A 19,260-nucleotide genomic window follows, 5' to 3' on the forward strand; every position below is an offset into this window, starting at 1 on the left:
GTTTCACGCCGTCCGGCGGCAATATCCGGGCGGTAGCTGATCGCCCCCAGCTTGGTTAAGTGTTTGATTTCGCTGGCAGGAGTGGCAGGGCTCGAACCTGCGACCCCCGGTTTTGGAGACCGGTGCTCTACCAATTGAGCTACACTCCTACGGACCCTGCGTTGCCGCGCGGATCAGGCCGCTTTGAAGCACAGGGGGCGGCCGGATTGCAAGGCCGGATTGCAAGGGTGAAGCGCGCCGGCTTCGCTTGTTTGTGCCGCGCCTTCTGGGCCACAGTCCGCTCCGAATAATAACAAGCAACCGGGAGTGCCCATGACTGCCCAAGCTTCTGCGACTGCCCAAGCCTCTGCGACTGCCCAAGCGTCTGCGACAGCCGCCCACCGCCCCTCGACCTCGCCGAAAACCCCGCCTTTGCCGGAATCCCGCCCCGAGACGCTCGGGCTGTCGCGCCCCCGCCTCCAGGCCATGTCTGAGGCCTTCAGGCGCGAGATCGACAAGGGAACCGTTCCGGGCGTCACCGTGCTGGTGGCACGGCACGGTCAGGTCGGCTGGTTCGAGGCGCTCGGCAAGCAGAGCCCGACGGGCTCGGCGCCGATGGCGCATGATTCGATCTTCCGCATCTTCTCGATGACCAAGCCGATCGTGTCGGTCGGCATCATGGCGCTGGTCGAAGACGGCCACCTGCTCCTTGCCGATCCCGTCGCGAAATTCATCCCGGAGTTCGCCGACCAAAAGGTCGGCGTCGTCAGCGGCGGCAAGCTGGAACTGGTTCCGCCGAAACGCCCGATGACGGTGCAAGACCTGCTCCGCCACACCTCTGGCCTGACCTACGAGCACCAGGGCGACGGCCCCGTGCACAAGATCTACCAGGACTCGCGGGTGCGCAGCCGCAAGATCACCAATGCCGAGCACGCCGCCCTGGTGGCGAGCTTCCCGCTGGTCTGCCATCCCGGCGACGAGTTCAACTACAGCCGCTCCACCGACATCCTCGGCCGCATCATCGAGGTCGTCAGCGGCAAATCGCTGGGCGCGTACCTCGCCGAGCGCATTCTCGCGCCCTTGCAAATGGCCGAGACCGGCTTTGCGACAGCTGAGGCCAATGCCGGCCGGCTCGCCGAGCCGTTCGCGGCCGATCCCTGGACCGGCGACAAGGTCGCGCTGTTCAACATGCTCGAGCAGCCAATCATGGAGTCCGGCGGCGGCGGCCTCGTCTCCACCGCCATGGACTATGCCCGCTTCGCGCTGATGCTGCGCAATGGCGGCACGCTCGACGGCAACAGGATCATCGGCCGCAAGACGCTGGAGCTGATGGCCTCCGATCATCTCGGACCTCACGTCGTGACCAACGGCACGCTGCTGTCGCCCGGCCACGGTTTCGGCCTCGGCTTCGCGGTACGCCGCGAGGCCGGCATCGCGCCCTTCCCCGGCAGCGTCGGCCAGTATTTCTGGAGCGGCATCGCGGGGACGTTCTTCTGGATCGATCCGAAGGAGGACCTGTTCGTCGTGTTCATGAGCCAGGGCCCGGGACAGCGCGACTACACGCGGACGCTGGTGCGGGATCTGGTGTACGCGGCGGTGGATTAGACTTCGTGCCCCGGACGCGCTGCAACGCCCTTAGCGTTGCTGCGCAGAGCCGGGGCCCATGCCTCGGCGATCTCGATCCTCTCGACATTCTGGGTCCCGGCTCTGCGGAGCAGCACTTCGTGCTGCACCGCGTCCGGGACACAAGATCCTCAACTGATCGTGGCGCCGCCGTCGATCACCATGGTCTGGCCGGTCATGAAGTCTCCGGCCTTCGAGCCCAGGAACACCGCAGCGCCCGCGATCTCGTCGGGGATGCCGATGCGCAGCAGCGGCGAACGCGCGGTCGAGGCTTTCAGGTTCTCCGGATTGTCCCACAACGCTTTCGCGAAATCGGTCTTGATCAGGCCGGGCGCGATGCAGTTCACGCGGATGTTGTGCGGGCCGTATTCGCAGGCCAGGTTGCGCGCAAGCTGCATGTCGGCGGCTTTCGAAATCGCGTAGGCGCCGAGGATGGTCGAGCCTTTCAATCCGCCGATCGAGGAGACGATGATGATCGAGCCGTCCTTGCGCTCGATCATCTGCGGCACCACCATCGAGATCAGCCAGTTGTTGGCGACGATGTTGTTGTCGAGAATCTTGCGGAACTGATCGTCGGAGATGCCGGCGAGCGGACCGTAATACGGGTTCGACGCGGCGTTGCAGACCAGCACGTCGATCTTGCCGAAGGCGCGATTGCTCTCGTCGATGAGGTTTTGCAGGTTTTCCTTCGAGGAGATGTTGGCGGCGATAGCGACCGCGGTGCCCTTGCCGAACTTGTCGTTGATGGACTTCGCGACCTGGTCGCAAACGTCGGCCTTGCGCGAGGAGATCACGACCTTGGCGCCGTGCTCGGCCATGCGCTCGGCGATCGCAAGCCCGATGCCGCGCGTCGAGCCGGTGATGACGGCGACTTTCCCCTTCATGTCGAACAAGGTCATGTTTCTCTCCCAGAGTACGTTTTGATTGTTTGAAGCTTACGCCGCGTCCGCGCGACCGGGCAATTGCTCAGGCGAGCTTCTTGACTTCCGGTCCCGCGAGTTGATGCATCGCCGCATGCGCATCGTCCGCGATCCACGGCTGCTGGTTCACCATCGGCAGCCGCCAGACATTGCGCTCGGGGCTTGCGAAATGATCGAGCCGCGTCACCGAGCAATTGTCGATATCGAACGCGAGCCCCCGCTCCGGCTGACCGTCGAGCGCCAGCCCCAGCGCCGCCTTGATGGTGCCACCATGCGCGACCGCGATCACGTCCTGCCCGGCCACCTCACTGTTGATCCGCTCGATGGTGCGGCGGGTGCGGTTGTAGAGGTCCATGAAGCTTTCGCCGCCGGGCGCAGGCTCGTTGATGTCGGCAAACCAGCTCGAGCCGACGGGACGGCTGGCGATGAACTCGGCGCGGTTCATGCCCTGCCAGCGGCCGAGGTTTTGTTCGGCGAGATCCGCTTCCCATTTCATCGCCGCAGGCCTCGGGAAGCCCGCCGCCCAGATCGCTTCGGCGGTCTGGTGCGTGCGCATCAGATTGCTCGAATACCAGACCGCCTTGCGTGGCAGCACCTTGGCAACAGCATTGAAGACGTAAGTATCGCCGGTGTCGCAGGCGAGATCGGACTGACCGTAGATATTGCCGCCGTCATTTCGCACCGGCGCGTGACGGACCCACCACCAGCGTGTCGTGACCACATTGGGCTTGTCTGCACCTGCCATCGAAACCCTTCCATCCCGTCTGATGTCGCTGTACGTCAGTAGCGGACGTGTCTCAAGACACTTTACCGTTTGAAATCTTGTTTGAAATTCCGTCGCGCGGCAAGCGTCGCGTACGAACCAAAGGGAGAAAACGCATGGGCCGTCTGCAAGGCAAATCCGTCATCATCACCGGTGCCGGCAGCGGCATCGGCCGCGCAGCTGCGCTGCTGTTCACCAGGGAAGGCGCCAAGCTGATCGCCGTCGATCGCACCGAGGCGGTGAAGGAGACGGTCGACGAGGTGAAGAAGGCCGGCGGTGTCGCGGAAGCCATGATGGCGGACGCGGGCTCGGAAAAGGACGTCATGGCCGTGATCGACAAGGCGGTGAAGACGCACGGCCGGCTCGACGTGATCTGGGCCAATGCCGGCGTCTCCGGCGGACTCGTCCCGCTCGGCGAGCAGACCGTGGAACAGTGGCAGGAGGTTTTGCGGATCAATCTGATCGGGCCGTTCCTCGCGGTGAAGCATGCGATGCCGCACATGGTGAAGCAGCAGTCCGGCGCAATCGTGCTGACCGCGTCCGTCGCGGGTCTCAAGGCCGGGGCCAGCGGTCATCCCTATGCCGCAAGCAAGGCCGGCGTCATCTCCCTGGTGCAGACCACCGCCTATTCGCTCACCGGCACCGGCGTGCGCATCAACGCGGTGTGCCCGGGCCTGATCGAGACCGGCATGACCAAGCCGATCTTCGACCGCGCCAAGGAGCGCGGCACGGCCGACAAGATCGGCCAGCTCAATCCGCTCAAGCGCCCGGGCCAACCGCACGAGCTCGCCGCGATGGGATTGTTTTTGGCCAGCGACGAGGCGTCGTATGTGAATGGTCAGGCGTTCCCGGTGGACGGCGGGCTGACAGCGTCGATGCCGTATACGGGCAAGCCGGTTTAGCGTTCCCGGTCGTCCCGGCGAAGGCCGGGACCCATACCGCGAGGTCTATCGGCTTGTGCACGGTGCAAATCCCGAACGACTGGTCTTCGCAAAATTGCTCCCTGTGGTTTTGGGTCCCGGCCTTCGCCGGGACGACGTTGGGGAGATAGTGCGCAACTGCAGCATCGTCATTGCGAGCGCAGCGAAGCAATCCAGACTGCCCCCGCGGAAAGACTCTGGATTGCTTCGCTGCGCTCGCAATGACGGAGTATGTCGTAACGGCACTCCTCTCTCTCGTGTCCCGGACGCGCTGCAACGCCTCTTCGCGTTGCTGCGCAGAGCCGGGACCCAGCAGGCCACGCACTCGCTGTTGCATGGGCCCCGGCTCTGCAGCGCACCGCTAAGAGGCGCTGCGCTGCGTCCGGGGCACGAGAGCGTTGTCGAATGACTGACATGAGATCGCATCCTCGCGGCTCATTGCGCCCGAGCTTTGCTTCGTCGCTTCACCCCCCATATGAAAGAGGGCGCAGGGAAGACCGGGTGCCGGCTGGCACCCGCGGTCCACTGTGCGAAAGCGTGTGTTAAAAAAAGCTGCACAGCGGCATACAGGTGAAGCCACAACAACCGGCCTTCCCTGCGCAGTGGTTTTACGGCTTATGTCGTGCTCTCCCCGGGGAGCGATGCACTATTGCCCCCGTCGCCGTGCAGATGACTGATGCAAGCGTCCCGGTCGGACCGCCACATCACCGCAAGACTTGACGCACAGACCCCGGGCGTCAGGACCACACGATTTCGCCGTACACGAGCTACACCTGTCGTTGGCGCGAAGTCTTCGCTCACAGTCGCCTGCCCTGCGAAGCTTTTCGCGCCGATGCAACTCACGTCCACCGCCGCCCGGCCCACGTTCGTGACGATCGCGATACGCCCCTCTTCCTTGGGCCGGAGTGGGCGCACTATCCGCCAATTCCGAATTTCGGTAAAGTGGAATATTTTCGCCAGGGCGGATTGACCGACGGTTTGGGTGTTTTGCCCGACGGGCAATACAAGGGCTTGTAGGGTGGGTTGCCGATCACATTCGTGGTGGTTCCGCGAGACGAGGTGCAAGGCGTAACCCACCATACTGCAGAGACGGAAGTGGTGGGTTACGCTACGCTAACCCACCCTACAAACCGATGTTGATTTGCTCATTGGCGCACCACGTTGGTATGGTTCATGCAAGCAACCTTAGCCTCCATCTCCCTCCGACAAGAAATGACAATGCCCAACCCGATCTTCCCGAGTTCAAGACCCGATCGCATCCGCCACCTTCTCGCCGACCTCGTTGGCTTCGACACCATCAGCGACCGCACCAATTTGCCCCTGATCGCCCACATCGAGAGCTATCTCGCTTTCCTCGGCGTCAAGGGTGAGCGCATCGTCGACGAGACCGGACAGAAAGCCTCGCTGTGGGTCACCATTGGACCCGAGGACCGCCCCGGCCTGGTGCTGTCGGGCCATACCGACGTCGTGCCTGTGGTCGGCCAGGACTGGAGCCACGATCCGTTCAAGCTGGTCGAGCGCGACGGCAAGCTCTACGGCCGCGGCACCACCGACATGAAGGGCTTTGTCGCGGTGTGCCTTGCCATGGTGCCGGAGATGCTGGAGGCGAAGCTCGCAACGCCGATTCATCTCGCCATCTCCTATGACGAGGAGATCGGCTGCGTCGGCGTTCGGCCGATGCTGCACGAGGTCGCGAAGAAGCGGATAAAACCGCTCGGCGCCTTCATTGGCGAGCCGACCGAGATGAAGGTCATCATCGGCCACAAGGGCAAGCACGGCGTGCGCGCGACGTTCCGCGGGCTCGCGCGCCACTCCTCGATCGCGCCCGATGGCGTCAATGCGATCGAATATGCGGCCGAGCTGATCGTCGAGATTCGCCGTCGTGCGGTGGCGCTCGCAGCCGTGCGAGCGACCGACAGCCTCTACGACGTTCCGCACTCGACGCTACTCACCAGCATCGTGCATGGCGGCGCCGCGCTGAACATCGTGCCGGATACCTGCACCGTGGATTTCGAATGCCGCGGCATCGGCATCACCGAGTCGCGGGAAGTCACGGATGCGATTGTCGCCTGGGCGAAGGCCGAGCTCGAGCCCGCGATGAAAAAGCAGCATCCGGACTGCGGCATCGATTTCGAGGAGATCCTCGATTACCCCGCGCTCGACACGGCGGCCGACGCGACAATCGTCACCCTGGCCAAGAGCCTCGCGGGCCGCAACGACCACGCCAAGGTCGCGTTCGGCACCGAGGCGAGTTTGTTTGCCAGCATGGCCGATATCCCGTCAGTGGTGATCGGCCCCGGATCGATCGCGCAGGCGCACACGCCGGACGAATTCGTGGAGATGGCGGAGCTGGAGAAGTGCGCGGGGTTCGTGGAGAGGCTGATCGCGCATTGTGCGAAGAAATGATCGGTGACTGCGACCAACTGGGTCCCGGCTCTGCGGAGCAGCGCTACGCGCTACACCGCGTCCGGGACACGAGCACCGCCGCTAATCCGTCCCGCCACGATGGAAATATAGACCCCGGGAAATCCGGTCTCGTGTCCCGGACGCGGTGCGGCACGAAGTGACGCTCCGCAGAGCCGGGACCCAGAGGTGCTTGGCGATCGGGTCGAAACATGCAATCTTAAGTCGCGCTACTATAGGACGACGGTTGCATGGACATGCTCTACTTCGTGTACATCCTCGCGAGCCAGCGAAACGGGACTCTTTATGTGGGAGTCACCAACGATCTCGCCCGGCGAATGACCGAGCATAAGGCCAAACTCATATCTGGCTTCACGCGGCAATACGGCGTAACTCTCCTGGTCTATTTCGAAACCTTCGAGTCAGTGCTCGAAGCTCGCGCGCGCGAACATTCGCTGAAGCGATGGCGGCGTGCCTGGAAGCTCAAGCTGATCGAGGAGCTCAATCCGGATTGGCGCGATCTCACGGATGAGCTGAATACCTTGGCGGCATGACTGGGTCCCGGCTCTGCGGGGCAGCACTTCGTGCTGCGCCGCGTCCGGGACACGAGAACGGCGCACAACCGAAAAGCGCGGCCATCGACCGCGCCTTCTTATTAGTCCCTACACCGCGCCCGCCTTCTGCGCGTAGTCCCACGACGCCTTCGACAGCGGCACGGTGCGCCTGGCGGATTCGAGGGCTTTGGCATTCGCGGCGGTGCCGTCGCGGACGCGGCCGGCGATTCCTTGCGTGATGCCGGCGAGGCGGAACAGGTTGTAAGAAAAATACCAGTTGAGATCAGGCACCGTCATCTTGGTGACGTTGCAATAGATCTGCGCGGCCTCTTCCACGCTCGGGATATTCAACGCCTTGAGGTCGGCGCCGTCCAGGCCCGGCATGACCCACTGCATCAGCAGATAGGTGAAGTCGGCCATGGGATCGCCGAGCGTCGACAGCTCCCAATCGAGCACGGCCTGCACGCGCGGTTCCGTCGCGTGGAAAATCATGTTGTCGAGGCGATAGTCGCCGTGGACGATCGAGATGCGCGCCTGCTCCGGCACGGTCTTCGGCAACCATTCGGCGACCTTCTCGAACTCCGGAATGGTCTGGGTCTCGGAGGCGCGATACTGCTTGGTCCAACGATCGATCTGTCGGGCAAAGTAGTTGCCGGGCTTGCCGAAGTCGCCAAGACCGATCGCTGTGGGATCGAACATATGGAGGTTTGCCAGCGTCTCGATCTTGCTGGTGAAGATCTTTCGGCGGTCCTCCGGCGTCTGGCTCGGCAGCGTCGGATCCCAGAACACCCGCCCGTCTTCCATCGACATGATGTAGAAGGCCGAACCGATGATGCTGTCGTCCTGGCACAGCGCATAGGCCTTCGCGACCGGAAAACCCTGTTTTCCCAGCGCCGCGATCACACGGTATTCACGATCGACCGCATGCGCCGACGGCAACAATTTGCCGAACGGTTTTCTGCGCATCACGTAGGAGCGGTTCGGCGTGTCGAGCCGGTAGGTCGGGTTGGACTGGCCACCCTTGAACTGCAGGACGACCAGCGGTCCCTGATAGCCCTCGACGTTGCCGCGCATCCAGGCTTCGAGCCGCATCTCGTCGATACGATGACGCTCCTCGACCGGCTTGGTGCCCGAGAATTCTTCGTCTTTCCTGACGCCGTCAGCCACGATGACGCTCCCTCTTCAGTCCTGACCATTTCAGGTCGAGCATGATCCTAATCGGTAACCGCTGACGCACTTGCGTCAAGCGGTCATTCCGAAAGCGGATCATGCCCCGTCGTTTCTTCAGATCGGGAGCGCCGCAGGGCTTTCCCTTTTAGTGACTGGAAGAGTTTGCATACTTCCGAACTTCAAGCCTGGCAATGGCGCGATTGTGCACCTCGTCCGGGCCGTCGGCGAGACGGAGCGTGCGGATGTGAGCGTAGTCCTTGGCAAGGCCGGCTTCGTCCGAGACACCTGCACCGCCGAAGGCCTGGATCGCCTCGTCGATGATCTTCAGCGCCATGTTGGGCGCCGCGACCTTGATCATGGCGATCTCGGCCTGCGCGGTCTTGTTGCCGACCTTGTCCATCATGTCGGCGGCCTTGAGGCACAGCAGACGCGTCATCTCGATATTGGTACGGGCCTCGCCGATGCGCTGCTCCCACACCGAATGCTCGACGATCCGCTTGCCGAATGCAGTGCGCGAGGTGAGCCGCTTCACCATCTTCTCAAGCGCCTCCTCGGCCTTGCCGATGGTGCGCATGCAGTGATGGATACGGCCGGGACCGAGGCGGCCCTGCGCGATCTCGAAGCCGCGGCCTTCGCCGAGCAGGATGTTCTCCTTCGGCACCCGCACGTTGTCGAGCAGCACCTGGGCGTGGCCATGCGGCGCGTCGTCGAAGCCGAACACCGGCAGCATCTTCTCGACCTTGATGCCGGGGGTGTCGAGCGGAACCAGGATCTGCGACTGCTGCTGGTGCTTGGCCGCCTTGAAATCGGTCTTGCCCATCAGGATCGCGATCTTGCAGCGGGGATCGCCGACGCCGGACGACCACCATTTGCGGCCGTTGATGACGTAGTGGTCGCCGTCGCGCGCGATGCTGGTCTCGATGTTGGTGGCATCAGACGAGGCCACCGCCGGTTCCGTCATCAGGAAGGCGGAGCGGATCTCGCCGTCCATCAGCGGACGCAGCCATTTGCGCTTCTGCTCCTTGGAGCCGTAGCGCATGAACACTTCCATGTTGCCGGTGTCGGGCGCGGAACAGTTGAACACTTCGGAGGCCCAGGAGATGTGGCCCATCTGCTCCGAAAGCAGCGCGTATTCGAGATTGGTCAATCCCGCGCCGCGAAATTCGTCATCCTCATGCTCGTTCGGCGGCATGAACATGTTCCAGAGGCCTTCGGCCTTCGCCTTCTTCTTGAGGTCTTCGAGCACCGGGATCACCTTCCAGCGTTCGCCGGTGCGATCCTGCTCATCATAGACCGGCACCGCCGGACGCACGTGCTTGGTCATGAAGGACCGCACGCGGTCGAGCCATTCCTTCTGCTTCGGCGACAGATCGAAATCCATGGGACGCTCCTCGTCTTTGCCAACTCGTTTTGGCGAACTTGTTTTGGCGAACTTGTTTTGGCGAACTTGTTTTGCGCCGGACTGTCCTCCCGCACCGGGCGACCTGCAAGCGCGAATGCGCGGCTTGCGGACGCTTCGGAACCGGTTCGCGCGTTTGCGAACGAGTCCCGATTGCGGATTGACTTTCCCGGCCTTCAAACGATAGTTTCATACAACTGTTTGAATTGCAACTCCCTCCCCGAGGGGCTCCCATGGCCAGCGATCATACCCGGACTGCCATTCTCGCCGCCGCCGAACGGCTCTATGCCGATCGCGGGTTCGGCGACGTGACGCTGCGCGACATCGTCGCGGAGGCCAATGTCAACCTCGCGGCGGTGAACTATCATTTCGGCTCGAAGGACGAATTGATCGCGGAGCTGTTCGTCACCCGTTCGATCGCCACCAACCGCGAGCGTTTGCGCGAACTGAAGGCGGCGGAGGAGCAAGGCGGCGGCCGCGCGCCGATCGAGCTGATCCTGCATGCCCTGGTCGGCCCGACGCTGCGCGGCTGCCTTGGCCCCGAGAACCAGCGCTCGGCCGCGGCGCGCTTCATGATCCGCGCCTCGATCGAATCCGTGCCGCCGATCCGCCGCATCAAGAACCGCGAGATCGACCATTTGCGGAAATTCGCCGGCGCGATGCGCCGCGCCCTGCCCGACCGCAGTGACGTCGATATCTATTGGGGCCTGAATTTCGCGCTCGCGATGGCACACCACACCATCCGCGAGAGCGAGCGGCTGATAAAGCTGTCGGAAGGCAAATGCGACCTCGACGACGTCGAGGACGTGATTGCGCGGGTGGTCAGCGTCGCGACGATGGCGCTGACGGCGGGAAAGGTGGAGACGAAGGCGCGCGCACTGGCGCGCGACGCCCGCTAGCCCCCCTCACATCATCGCGATGCAGTCGATCTCGACGTCGAAGGGGCCGAACCATTCCGGCGTGCAGACGAAGATCCGCGCGGGAGGATCGTGCGGGAAATAGCGCGCATAGACGGCGTTGAACGCAGCGAAGTGTTTTGTCGAGGTGCAATAGACGTTGCACTTCATGACGTTGTCGAGGCTCGCGCCCGCCGTCTCAAGGCACAGCTTCATCTGCTCCATGACGAGCTCGCTCTGCCGTTCGATCGGGACTTCCGCGATCTCGCCCGTCTCGGGGTCGAACGGCGGCAGGCCGGCGACGAAGATCATGTTGCCGGCGCGCGTGACCGGCGAGGTCGGCGCCTTCCAGCGATCGAGGAATGTCGAGATCGGTTCGACGCGAAGCGCTTCGCGTTTCATTTCAGGTTTCATGGGCGGCCACCTTCGGTTCAAGCGAGATGACGGCTTGCTACATCATCTTGCAGCCGTCATGCTTCGCTTCTGATCGAAGTTTGCTCGCCGAACCGCCTAGGCGTGCTGCGGCATCTCCTCGGCCTCTTCCTTGGCGAGCAGCAGCAGCATCTCGATGCCCATGTCACCTTCCTGCGGCGAGCGGATGAACTTTATTTCGTCGGCGCTTTGCCGCAGCGCGGCAATGATCGCGACGGCCTGGTTGGCCGTTGCCGCCTCGGTCGCCAGAATTGCCTTCTGGTTCTTGGCCTGAAACCCGATCGTGTAGGACATTCGTTCCCTCCCGGACTGAGTGGACGGATCGAATCTGAGTCGCGCGCGGAGCGAAAGCCTGTGTGAGTACGGACCGGGATTATCTGGGGATTGCCCGCAAGCCTCAGGCAAGCCCGAGCATCGCGCGCGCAAGGCCAAGCATTCGCGCCAACTTGTCTTCAGGTCACTTGTGTCCCAACCGCAGAAAAGTTGTATTATTTGATACGGCTATCTTTGCTTGTGCCTATGCCTCGGCTATGGTGAACAACATTTCATGCGTTTATTTCATTTTGAGGCATCCAATGCGATTTTCCGTTCCGTCGCTTCGGTGGCAAAGGATTGGCCAAATCGTTGCCGCTCTGGTCGTATTCGCTGCCGCCTCATCCCTTCTTCTGGCATGGCTCGGGACGGGACCCAGCAATACCAATGTCATCGAAGAATGGAATGCCACCATCAGCAAGCTCGGCATCGATCCGGTTTTCCCGCCCGAAGAGGATGTCGCCGTCGGCGACATCTACGCGGTCCTGGATGACAGCGAGAACGGGCAGCCTTCGCGCACCGCTCTGGCGCTGCGCTCGATCAAGCTGACGCATCAAGACCTCACGGCCGACCTCGATAAAGCCTATCGGCAGTCCTACCTGTTTCCGAACACCAAGCCGCGCCCGACCGACCAGACCCGGCCTTGGGATCAGGAGCCCAACGCGGAAGGCATACTGAGCCATCCCGAGAAACGCACTACACTGCCGATCGCGGCGTTCCCGGGCTTCACGATCAAGCAGCAAAGCGGCTTCAGCGGCGGCCTGCTCGGTTGGCTCTCGACGACATTCGGTTTCAAGTCGGACAGCGGAATAGAGCTCAACATCCCGGTCGCGGAGACCTACGGAATACCGAGTATCGAAGCCGTCGGCGAACTCGAGAAATTCTGTTCCGACAGGAACGATCCCAACCGCTGTACCGACGAAACCCTGCGCAGGCACCTTGCCTTCGTGACGCCGCGCGCGTTCGATTTGAAGCCGAAAGACAGCAATGATCCATCAACAGTGGACGCTGGCGGGGCATCATCATCGTCGAGCAATCCATACAGGTATCCGCTCCAGGTGGTGCTAGTTAACCGCGTCTACCTCGCACGCTACATCGACCAAAGCACCCATCGGTCGCGCTCAGGCGAGACCGCGATGGGAGGGCCGGGCCGCACCGTCAAGCTGGAAAAAGGGACGGCCGCGAACACGCCCGAGACGACGACGGCTCGGCCGGCCGGGAACGAAACGACGTTGCAAATCGAGACCTCGAATGGCCAGTCACTCAAGCAGACGTTCCTTCGCCCGATCGCGATCGGCTATCGCGCGGTCAAGCGAATTCCCAAGGACAACGTCATTGACCCGAAGACCGACACCAGCCTGGTGAAGGCTGCGGTCTCGCAGAAGGTGCAGGCGTGCTTCAACGGGCTGGGCGACTGCAGTCGCGACGAACTCGGATCCACGCCTCCACTTGCGATCAATACGGCGCAGGCGACCAGCAGCGTCAAGCAGGACAACAACGATCCTAAGCGCTTCCGCCTGTATCTTCATACGGCCGGCCAGCCTGATGACGTCGTCAACAAGGTCAAGGAGGCGTTGACCAAGGCTGGCTATGCCGTGCAGGGGTCAGAGGCTGACGCCGACACGCAAGGCGGCGCAGGCATCGACTATTTCAACGAAGCCGACGGCGTGGGAGCCGCCAACGTCGCCAAGTTGGTTTCCAACACGTTCGGCGGGTCGGAGCAGAAGCTCGTTGTGCCACCCCGCCGCCAGAGAGTGTACAACCCGATCGGCGTTCTCGGCGTCTGGCTTCCCGGACTCCGGTCATAAGACGGCCAGCCGGGCGCGTCTGATCGGGACTTGTGTCGCTCAGGCAAGCCCGAGCATCGCGCGCGCCTCAACGGCGGTCGCGACGCTCGCGCCGAGGCTCTTCAGGATGCCGGCGGCGTGCGCGACCAGCTCGGCATTGGTCTTCGCCAGCACGCCCTTGGACATATAGAGATTGTCCTCCATGCCGACGCGGACGTGGCCGCCGAGCAGCCAGGCCTGCGCCACCATCGGAAATTCAGCGCGGCCGATACCGAAACCGGACCAGATCGCGCCCGGCGGCAGCAGGCTGCGGGCATAGAACATCGTCTCCGGCGTGGCGGAGAAGCCGTACTTGACGCCGAGCACGAGCGAGAACAGGCCCGGTCCCTTCAGCGTGCCATCGGCGAAGAGGTCGCGCGCCAGATGGCAGTCGCCGGAATCGAACAGCTCGATCTCCGGCAGCACGCCGGCCGCCTTCATCCGCTCGGCCATGATGCGGACGTTGCGCGGGGTGTTGATCACGACCTCGCCGCCGGAATTCATGGTGTTGAGATCGAGCGTGCAGATGTCGGGCTTGAGCAGCTCGATATGCTCGACGCGCTTTTCGGGGGGCAGCAGCGTGGTGCCCGGCCCGGCGACGCGGGGATCCTCGATCGAAGGAACAAAACGTCCGCCCGGACCGGTCGTCAGGTTGATGACCAGGCTGTTGTTGCGGGCGCGGATCAGCTCAACCACCTCGCGGTAGAGATCGATCGCCATCGAGGGCCGCCCCGTCGCGGGATCGCGGACATGGATATGGGCGATGGCGGCGCCGGCTTCGGCCGCTTCCAGCGCCGATGTCGCGATCTGCTCGGGCGTGATCGGCAGATGCGGCGACTGCTCGGGCTTGGTCAGGTTGCCCGTGATCGCGCAGGTGATGATGGTTTTGGTGGGGGTCATGCGTGCTGTCCCTTGCTCGTCTCTCTCAACACGATCGGCGCCGTCTTCCCTTCTCCCCTTGTGGGAGAAGGTGGCGCGAAGCGCCGGATGAGGGGTTCTATCCACGCGCTCAAGCAAGAGTTTTACTCGCGGAGCGAACCCCTCACCGTCTTCGCTTCGCGAAGCCACCCTCTCCCACAAGGGGAGAGGGAAACAAGATCAGATAATACCCTGCTGCTTCAGCGTCTCGATCTTGCCGGCATCATAGCCGAGCTTGCCGCCGAGCACCTCCTGGGTGTGCTCACCGAGCAGCGGCGGGGCGCGGTAGGTCTCGATCGGGGTCTCCGAGAGCGTCAGCGCGTTGCGGATCAGCGAGAGATCGGGCTGGAAGGGATGGTCGACCTTCACCCGCATGCCGCGCGACTGGACGTGCGGATCGGAAAACACCTGCTCGAAATTGTTGATCGGGCCAGAGGGCACGCCGGCCTCCTCCAGCTTGTCCAGCCAATAGGCCACCGGCTGCTTCAGGAACAGGCCGGCGAAGATCGCCATGATCTCCTTGCCGTGCACGACGCGGTCGTTGTTCTTGACGAAGCGCTTGTCGCTCGCAAGCTCGGGCTCGCCGAGCACGGCGCAGGTGCGCTGGAACTGGCCGTCATTGCCGACCACCAGCATCAGCTCACCGTCGGTGCAGCGGAACACGCCGGCCGGCATGCCGCCATTGCCCCAGGTGCCGCGGCGCGGCGGCGTCTTGCCGTTGACGAGGTAGATCTGCAGCCAGTGCGACAACGATGCGATGACGGTGTCGAACAGGCAGACGTCGATATGCTGTCCCACGCCATCATTGACGTCGCGATGGTAGAGCGCCGAGAGAATCCCGATCGAGGTGTTCATGCCGGTCATGTAGTCGACGATCGACGGGCCGACCTTCATCGGGCCCTCGCCGGGCTCGCCGTCGATATGGCCGGTGACGCTCATCAGGCCGCCCATCGCCTGCAGGATGGCATCATAGCCGGCGCGCGGCGCATAAGGTCCGGTCTGGCCGAAGCCGGTCACCGAGCAATAGATAATGCCGGGATTGATCGCCTTGATGGTCTCGTAGTCGAGGCCGTAGCGCTTGAGATCGCCGACCTTGTAGTTCTCCATGAAGACGTCGACGTCCTTGGCGAGCTCGCGGATGATCGCCTGTCCCTCGGGCTTGGCGATGTTCACCGTGACCGACTTCTTGTTGCGGTTGGCGCAGAGGTAAAACGAGTTGTTGTTGTTGGCCTTGCCATCAGGGTCGGTCAGATAAGGCGGGCCGAAGGCGCGCGCGTCGTCACCGGTGCCCGGCCGCTCGATCTTGATCACCTCCGCGCCCAAATCGCCCAGCATCTGGGCCGACAAGGGCCCGGCAAGCACGCGGGTGAGGTCAAGGATCTTGATGCCTGAGAGCGGCAGGGCCGACATGTCGATTTCCTCCGGGGAACTGGATCTTGGCGCGGCGGCTTGCGGCGGGCCGCGCTCCCTGCGGATACACCATTTTCGCGCTCTGAGCACTGCACTGGCGGCATACGGCCATCCCCTCGCTCGCCAGGACAGGTCACCCGCGTGGTCAATTTCCGCAGTGCGAATATTTCAGGTCGCGGCCGCCGCAGCCACCTGCGGTCGGCGGCGGCCGAGCAGGACCAGGATCAGCACCGTGGCGCAGGAGCAGACGAAGGTGAGACCAAGCGCGCCGCGGCTGCCGAACTGGGTGAGCAGGCCGACAAGGAGCGGCGGCGAGACCGCGGATGCGAGATTAAGCGGCAGCGCGATCATCGACATTGCCTTGGCGAACTCGGCCTGATCGTAGAACACCAGCGGGATCGTCGCCCGCGCCACCGCCATCGCGCCGCTGCCGGCGCCGTAGAGCAGGATGAAGACCGCGACCGCCCAGGTCGCGCCCTCGCCCGTCATCAGCAGCATCATGGCCACCGGCAATGCCGTGCCCGCCACGAGCCCGGTCGTGATCCCGTCCCACCGCCCTCCACCGAGAAAATCGAGCCCGCGGGCGCTGACCTGGATCACGCCCAGCATCGAGCCGAACGCAAGCGCCTGCGCCGGGGGAAGCCCCTCCGCCCGGAGCAACTCAATCATGATGGCGCCGATGCCAAAATTGACGAAGGCATTCAGCGTGATCGCGGCGACGACGAGGCTGAAGGTGCTCCTGGGAATGGCAGGCGGCGGCGAATGTTTCACCGGCTCGCCACCACGATCCCCGGCGATTTTCCGGCGCGGTGCGAGGAACGCATAGAGCGGAAGGTTGATGACGATCATCATCGCCGCGTAGACGAGGCACATCGCGCGCCAGCCGAGCTGACCGCTGAGGAAAGACGTCGTCGGCCAGAAGATGCTGCTCGACAGGCCCGTCACCAGCATGAGCGCGCCGATGGCGTTCTTGGCCTGCCGCCCGGCGACCTCGTTCAGCATGATATAGGCGCCGGTCGAAAGCGTGGCGCTGCCGGCGATGCCGAGGACGATCCAGGCGGCGAAATACAGCATCGGCTCGCGCGCGAGGGACAGCAGTATGAAGCCCGGCACGGTGAGGACCGTGCCTGATATCATGACCTTTCGTGCGCCGTGCCGCGCAAACGACTTGGCGAGCCAGGGCGCGCACAGCCCCATCGACACGTAGAGAACGGACGTCCCGGCGAACACCGCCGGCAGGCTCATGCCGAGATCGGCCGCGAGATCGCGTCCGACGATGGCGGGAAGACCTATCGTACCCCACCCAACAAGTTGGGAGACCGCGAGCACCACCAGGACGCCGATGAGCCTCCTGTCAGATTTCAGAAACCGCATTCCAACCGTCGCCTGCCCGCCAGGCGCAGATCACGCCTGTGACACCTGTCTTAGCTGGAGATGCGAGAATCGGGAATGATGGTTCCGAATGGCACCGCAGCGTCAGCCGCAGAGCAACTTCTTCTTGTCAGCAGCCGGCAGCAGGGGGCGAACTCCTAGCTGCCGAGCGCGTTCTCGCCGGCTTCCCGGCCGGGCACGCTGACATGGACTTCGTGGCCCTGGCGAAGCGCCAACGAGGCGGCGGCCACCGCCGATTCGAACGCCGATTCCTTGGTGGCGTATTTACCGTTGACGTTGCCGTCGTGAAGCACGCCCCATTCGTCCTGCACCGGTACGATGGCGTATTGAGCAAGGCCCATGGTGTAACTCCTCGATATCTATCGCTGCGTGAGCTGCGGATGCGCCGCCGTTACGCGCCAGACCGTGTTGCCGCTGTCGTCGGCGACCAGCAGCGCGCCGGTCTTGTCGATGGCGACGCCGACGGGCCGCCCACGCGCCTGGTTGTCGTTGTTGAGGAAGCCGGTGACGACGTCCTGCGGCGGACCGCTCGGCTTGCCATCCATGAACGGCACGAACACCACCTTGTAGCCGTTCAAGACCTGCCTGTTCCAACTGCCATGCTCGCCGACGAAGGCGCCGCCGCGATAGGCGGCCGGCAGACCAGCGCTTGTGTTGAAGGCCATTCCGAGCGGCGCGACATGCGAGCTCAACGCGTAGTCAGGTACGATCGCCTTTGCGACGAGGTCGGGCCGCTGCGGCTTGACGCGGGGATCGACGTGCCGGCCGTAATAGCTGTAGGGCCAGCCATAGAAGCCGCCGTCCTTCACCGATGTCATGTAGTCCGGAACGAGATCGGGACCGAGTTCGTCGCGCTCGTTCACCACCGTCCACAGCGCCCCGGTCTGCGGCTCGAAGCTGAGGCCGTTGGGATTGCGCAGGCCGCTCGCGAAGATGCGCCAGCGGCCGCTGGCACGGTCGACCTCGAGGATGGCGGCGCGATTGTGCTCGGCCTCCATGCCGTTCTCGGTGATGTTGCTGTTGGAGCCAACGCCGGCATAGAGCTTTGAACCGTCGGGGCTCGCGACCAGGCTCTTGGTCCAGTGATGGTCGATCGGCCCGCCCGGCAGCGGCGTCAGCACCGTGCCCGGCGCGGTGATCTTCGCATCACCCTCCGTGTAGGGATATCTAACTATCGCGTCGGTGTTGGCGACATAGAGGTCGTTCCCGACCAGCGCGACACCGAACGGCGAGTTGAGATGGTCGAGGAAGACGCTTTGCGTGTCCGGCACGCCGTCCCCATTGCTGTCGCGCAGCAGCGTGATGCGGTTGCTCTCGCCGGTATCGCCGCCGGATGTCGCCCAGGACTCGATGTATCCCATCACGATTTCCTTGGGCCGCTTGATCGGGGCACCCTTCGGCGCCTTGGATTCCACCACCAGCACGTCGCCGTTGGGAAGCACGTAAAGGAATCGCGGATGCTGCAAGCCCGTCGCGAAGGCCTTTGCCTGCAAGCCCTGCGCAACGGCCGGGGTCTCGTCCTTCTTCCAGCCGACGATGCGGGCGATGTGCATCGGCGGCAGCAGATATTGCTGGATGTCGGGAAGCGTCGGGTTGGCGCCGGTTTGCGCCTTCGGATCGCCGCTGCCGTCGTTGCAGGCGGCCAGGCCCAGCAGCGAAGAGCACAACAGCGCGCGAGCGATTGAGAATTTCATCGCGCAACTCCCACGCCGTGGCGGTACACCATGGCCCAGCCAAGCCAGCCGGTGACGGGCAGGATCAGCACGGTGATCACCGAAAGCGCGAGCCCGGTTGGCCACACCGAGGTCCAGGCGTCACGCATGTGGATCATGGTGTTGACGATGGCCAGGACCAGCGCCACCGCGTTGCCGATCAGGTGCGGCCAGGCCGGCGCCTGTGCCCGCACCAGGCGGTTACCGAGGAAATCGGTCAGGCCCGCGATCGCCGCCAGCACGCCGAAGATGATGCCGACCACCAGAAGCCAGGCCGAAAAATCCGCCCACATGATCTCGGCGCTGACGACGTAGGCGATGTCGGTCAGCAGCGCCCCGATGAAGCACGCGATCGGTATCGGCACCAGCATCGGATGAATCGGATGGCCCGCGATCTGCGCGGTGGTGCGCACGCGCACGTTGTCTTGCACGGTCGGCCTCGTGTGACTTTCGCCCTGCCCGACGGCCAACTCGTCCTTGCGATGAAGGTTCCTACGCTTGTTGCCCTTGCGCCGTCACCGGTGCGCCGGCCTGATACGCCGCGTATGCGCGCGTCAAGCCATCGTGAAGCGGCGTCGTCGCGCGCCAGCCGAGTTTTGCGAGGCGGCTGACGTCGAGCAGCTTGCGCGGC

18 protein-coding genes and 1 tRNA gene are annotated in these 19,260 nt (G+C 63.6%); 6 read left to right on the forward strand and 13 right to left on the reverse strand.

From position 1 onward, the window contains the following. Positions 1-73 precede the first annotated feature (73 nt). Positions 74-149, reverse strand: a tRNA-Trp gene (locus tag JQ591_RS29370). Positions 150-312: 163 nt separating this feature from the next. Between JQ591_RS29370 and JQ591_RS29375 the strand changes: the two genes are divergently transcribed. Next, positions 313-1,584, forward strand: a complete 1,272-nt coding sequence (locus JQ591_RS29375) for a serine hydrolase domain-containing protein (protein WP_211399464.1) — start codon at positions 313-315, stop codon at positions 1,582-1,584. 149 nt (positions 1,585-1,733) lie between these two features. Here the strand turns inward: JQ591_RS29375 and JQ591_RS29380 are convergent, their stop codons facing one another. Together JQ591_RS29380 and JQ591_RS29385 are read right to left on the reverse strand one after the other, a co-directional pair. Next, entirely contained in the window at positions 1,734-2,501 is a 768-nt protein-coding gene (locus JQ591_RS29380) for an SDR family NAD(P)-dependent oxidoreductase (protein ID WP_085395575.1), read from the reverse strand. A 67-nt stretch (positions 2,502-2,568) separates the two neighbouring features. Further along, positions 2,569-3,267 (reverse strand): histidine phosphatase family protein, encoded by a 699-nt coding sequence (locus tag JQ591_RS29385; RefSeq protein ID WP_211399465.1) that lies wholly within the window; start codon positions 3,265-3,267, stop codon positions 2,569-2,571. Between the two features lie 134 nt (positions 3,268-3,401). Here JQ591_RS29385 and JQ591_RS29390 point away from each other — a divergent pair, with 134 nt between their 5' ends. The 3 genes from JQ591_RS29390 (at position 3,402) to JQ591_RS29400 (ending at position 7,162) form a co-directional block, all read left to right on the forward strand. Further along, positions 3,402-4,187 carry an SDR family NAD(P)-dependent oxidoreductase gene (locus tag JQ591_RS29390; RefSeq protein ID WP_211399466.1) on the forward strand — a complete coding sequence of 262 codons (786 nt, stop codon included), beginning with the start codon at positions 3,402-3,404 and terminating at the stop codon, positions 4,185-4,187. A gap of 1,236 nt (positions 4,188-5,423) precedes the next feature. Then, positions 5,424-6,611, forward strand: a complete 1,188-nt coding sequence (gene argE, locus JQ591_RS29395) for an acetylornithine deacetylase (RefSeq protein WP_211399467.1) — start codon at positions 5,424-5,426, stop codon at positions 6,609-6,611. A gap of 248 nt (positions 6,612-6,859) precedes the next feature. Further along, positions 6,860-7,162, forward strand: a complete 303-nt coding sequence (locus JQ591_RS29400) for a GIY-YIG nuclease family protein (protein ID WP_211399468.1) — start codon at positions 6,860-6,862, stop codon at positions 7,160-7,162. 108 nt (positions 7,163-7,270) lie between these two features. Here the strand turns inward: JQ591_RS29400 and JQ591_RS29405 are convergent, their stop codons facing one another. Next, positions 7,271-8,329: a phosphotransferase family protein gene (locus JQ591_RS29405; RefSeq protein WP_211399469.1), complete on the reverse strand. Its 1,059-nt coding sequence runs from the start codon at positions 8,327-8,329 to the stop codon at positions 7,271-7,273. A gap of 148 nt (positions 8,330-8,477) precedes the next feature. Beyond that, entirely contained in the window at positions 8,478-9,713 is a 1,236-nt protein-coding gene (locus JQ591_RS29410) for an acyl-CoA dehydrogenase family protein (protein WP_211399470.1), read from the reverse strand. Positions 9,714-9,964: 251 nt separating this feature from the next. On the opposite strand from JQ591_RS29410, the gene JQ591_RS29415 reads away from it, so the two are divergent. Continuing rightward, complete coding sequence (locus tag JQ591_RS29415; RefSeq protein WP_211399471.1) at positions 9,965-10,630, forward strand: TetR/AcrR family transcriptional regulator; 666 nt, start codon at positions 9,965-9,967, stop codon at positions 10,628-10,630. A 6-nt stretch (positions 10,631-10,636) separates the two neighbouring features. Here JQ591_RS29415 and JQ591_RS29420 read toward each other — a convergent pair whose 3' ends face one another. Then, positions 10,637-11,029, reverse strand: coding sequence for a RidA family protein (locus JQ591_RS29420; protein WP_211399472.1), 393 nt, complete (start codon positions 11,027-11,029; stop codon positions 10,637-10,639). Between the two features lie 108 nt (positions 11,030-11,137). Next, a complete protein-coding gene (locus tag JQ591_RS29425) occupies positions 11,138-11,353 on the reverse strand; it encodes a hypothetical protein (protein WP_018457601.1) in 216 nt (71 codons plus the stop codon). A 281-nt stretch (positions 11,354-11,634) separates the two neighbouring features. Between JQ591_RS29425 and JQ591_RS29430 the strand changes: the two genes are divergently transcribed. Next, positions 11,635-13,179 carry a hypothetical protein gene (locus tag JQ591_RS29430; protein ID WP_211399473.1) on the forward strand — a complete coding sequence of 515 codons (1,545 nt, stop codon included), beginning with the start codon at positions 11,635-11,637 and terminating at the stop codon, positions 13,177-13,179. A gap of 39 nt (positions 13,180-13,218) precedes the next feature. On the opposite strand, the gene JQ591_RS29435 is transcribed toward JQ591_RS29430, so the two are convergent. The 6 genes from JQ591_RS29435 to JQ591_RS29460 all read right to left on the reverse strand — a co-directional run bounded on the left by JQ591_RS29435 (position 13,219) and on the right by JQ591_RS29460 (position 19,060). Beyond that, a complete protein-coding gene (locus tag JQ591_RS29435) occupies positions 13,219-14,097 on the reverse strand; it encodes a 3-keto-5-aminohexanoate cleavage protein (RefSeq protein WP_211399474.1) in 879 nt (292 codons plus the stop codon). Positions 14,098-14,295: 198 nt separating this feature from the next. Continuing rightward, entirely contained in the window at positions 14,296-15,525 is a 1,230-nt protein-coding gene (locus JQ591_RS29440) for a CaiB/BaiF CoA transferase family protein (protein WP_211399475.1), read from the reverse strand. A gap of 168 nt (positions 15,526-15,693) precedes the next feature. Then, a complete protein-coding gene (locus tag JQ591_RS29445; RefSeq protein WP_211399476.1) occupies positions 15,694-16,899 on the reverse strand; it encodes an MFS transporter in 1,206 nt (401 codons plus the stop codon). A gap of 155 nt (positions 16,900-17,054) precedes the next feature. Continuing rightward, the gene (locus JQ591_RS29450) at positions 17,055-17,258 is read right to left on the reverse strand and encodes a hypothetical protein (RefSeq protein ID WP_041748230.1); all 204 of its coding nucleotides are present in this window, start codon (positions 17,256-17,258) and stop codon (positions 17,055-17,057) included. A gap of 18 nt (positions 17,259-17,276) precedes the next feature. Then, complete coding sequence (locus tag JQ591_RS29455; RefSeq protein ID WP_211399477.1) at positions 17,277-18,611, reverse strand: PQQ-dependent sugar dehydrogenase; 1,335 nt, start codon at positions 18,609-18,611, stop codon at positions 17,277-17,279. Continuing rightward, positions 18,608-19,060: a DUF2231 domain-containing protein gene (locus JQ591_RS29460; RefSeq protein ID WP_211399478.1), complete on the reverse strand. Its 453-nt coding sequence runs from the start codon at positions 19,058-19,060 to the stop codon at positions 18,608-18,610. Before JQ591_RS29460 ends, JQ591_RS29455 begins: the two co-directional genes overlap by 4 nt. Between the last annotated feature and the right edge of the window lie 200 nt (positions 19,061-19,260).

The organism is Bradyrhizobium canariense (genome assembly GCF_018130465.1).
Taxonomy (GTDB): domain Bacteria; phylum Pseudomonadota; class Alphaproteobacteria; order Rhizobiales; family Xanthobacteraceae; genus Bradyrhizobium; species Bradyrhizobium canariense_C.

What these genes read in the sequence shown, in the direction of transcription:
- JQ591_RS29415 (WP_211399471.1), top strand. Translation starts at nt 9,965, where the DNA reads ATGGCCAGCGATCATACCCGGACTGCCATTCTCGCCGCCGCCGAACGG.
- JQ591_RS29450 (WP_041748230.1), bottom strand. Translation starts at nt 17,258, where the DNA reads ATGGGCCTTGCTCAATACGCCATCGTACCGGTGCAGGACGAATGGGGC.
- JQ591_RS29440 (WP_211399475.1), bottom strand. Translation starts at nt 15,525, where the DNA reads ATGTCGGCCCTGCCGCTCTCAGGCATCAAGATCCTTGACCTCACCCGC.
- JQ591_RS29375 (WP_211399464.1), top strand. Translation starts at nt 313, where the DNA reads ATGACTGCCCAAGCTTCTGCGACTGCCCAAGCCTCTGCGACTGCCCAA.
- JQ591_RS29420 (WP_211399472.1), bottom strand. Translation starts at nt 11,029, where the DNA reads ATGAAACGCGAAGCGCTTCGCGTCGAACCGATCTCGACATTCCTCGAT.
- JQ591_RS29435 (WP_211399474.1), bottom strand. Translation starts at nt 14,097, where the DNA reads ATGACCCCCACCAAAACCATCATCACCTGCGCGATCACGGGCAACCTG.
- JQ591_RS29430 (WP_211399473.1), top strand. Translation starts at nt 11,635, where the DNA reads ATGCGATTTTCCGTTCCGTCGCTTCGGTGGCAAAGGATTGGCCAAATC.
- JQ591_RS29425 (WP_018457601.1), bottom strand. Translation starts at nt 11,353, where the DNA reads ATGTCCTACACGATCGGGTTTCAGGCCAAGAACCAGAAGGCAATTCTG.
- JQ591_RS29400 (WP_211399468.1), top strand. Translation starts at nt 6,860, where the DNA reads ATGGACATGCTCTACTTCGTGTACATCCTCGCGAGCCAGCGAAACGGG.
- JQ591_RS29455 (WP_211399477.1), bottom strand. Translation starts at nt 18,611, where the DNA reads ATGAAATTCTCAATCGCTCGCGCGCTGTTGTGCTCTTCGCTGCTGGGC.
- JQ591_RS29445 (WP_211399476.1), bottom strand. Translation starts at nt 16,899, where the DNA reads ATGCGGTTTCTGAAATCTGACAGGAGGCTCATCGGCGTCCTGGTGGTG.
- JQ591_RS29390 (WP_211399466.1), top strand. Translation starts at nt 3,402, where the DNA reads ATGGGCCGTCTGCAAGGCAAATCCGTCATCATCACCGGTGCCGGCAGC.
- JQ591_RS29385 (WP_211399465.1), bottom strand. Translation starts at nt 3,267, where the DNA reads ATGGCAGGTGCAGACAAGCCCAATGTGGTCACGACACGCTGGTGGTGG.
- JQ591_RS29380 (WP_085395575.1), bottom strand. Translation starts at nt 2,501, where the DNA reads ATGACCTTGTTCGACATGAAGGGGAAAGTCGCCGTCATCACCGGCTCG.
- argE (WP_211399467.1), top strand. Translation starts at nt 5,424, where the DNA reads ATGCCCAACCCGATCTTCCCGAGTTCAAGACCCGATCGCATCCGCCAC.
- JQ591_RS29410 (WP_211399470.1), bottom strand. Translation starts at nt 9,713, where the DNA reads ATGGATTTCGATCTGTCGCCGAAGCAGAAGGAATGGCTCGACCGCGTG.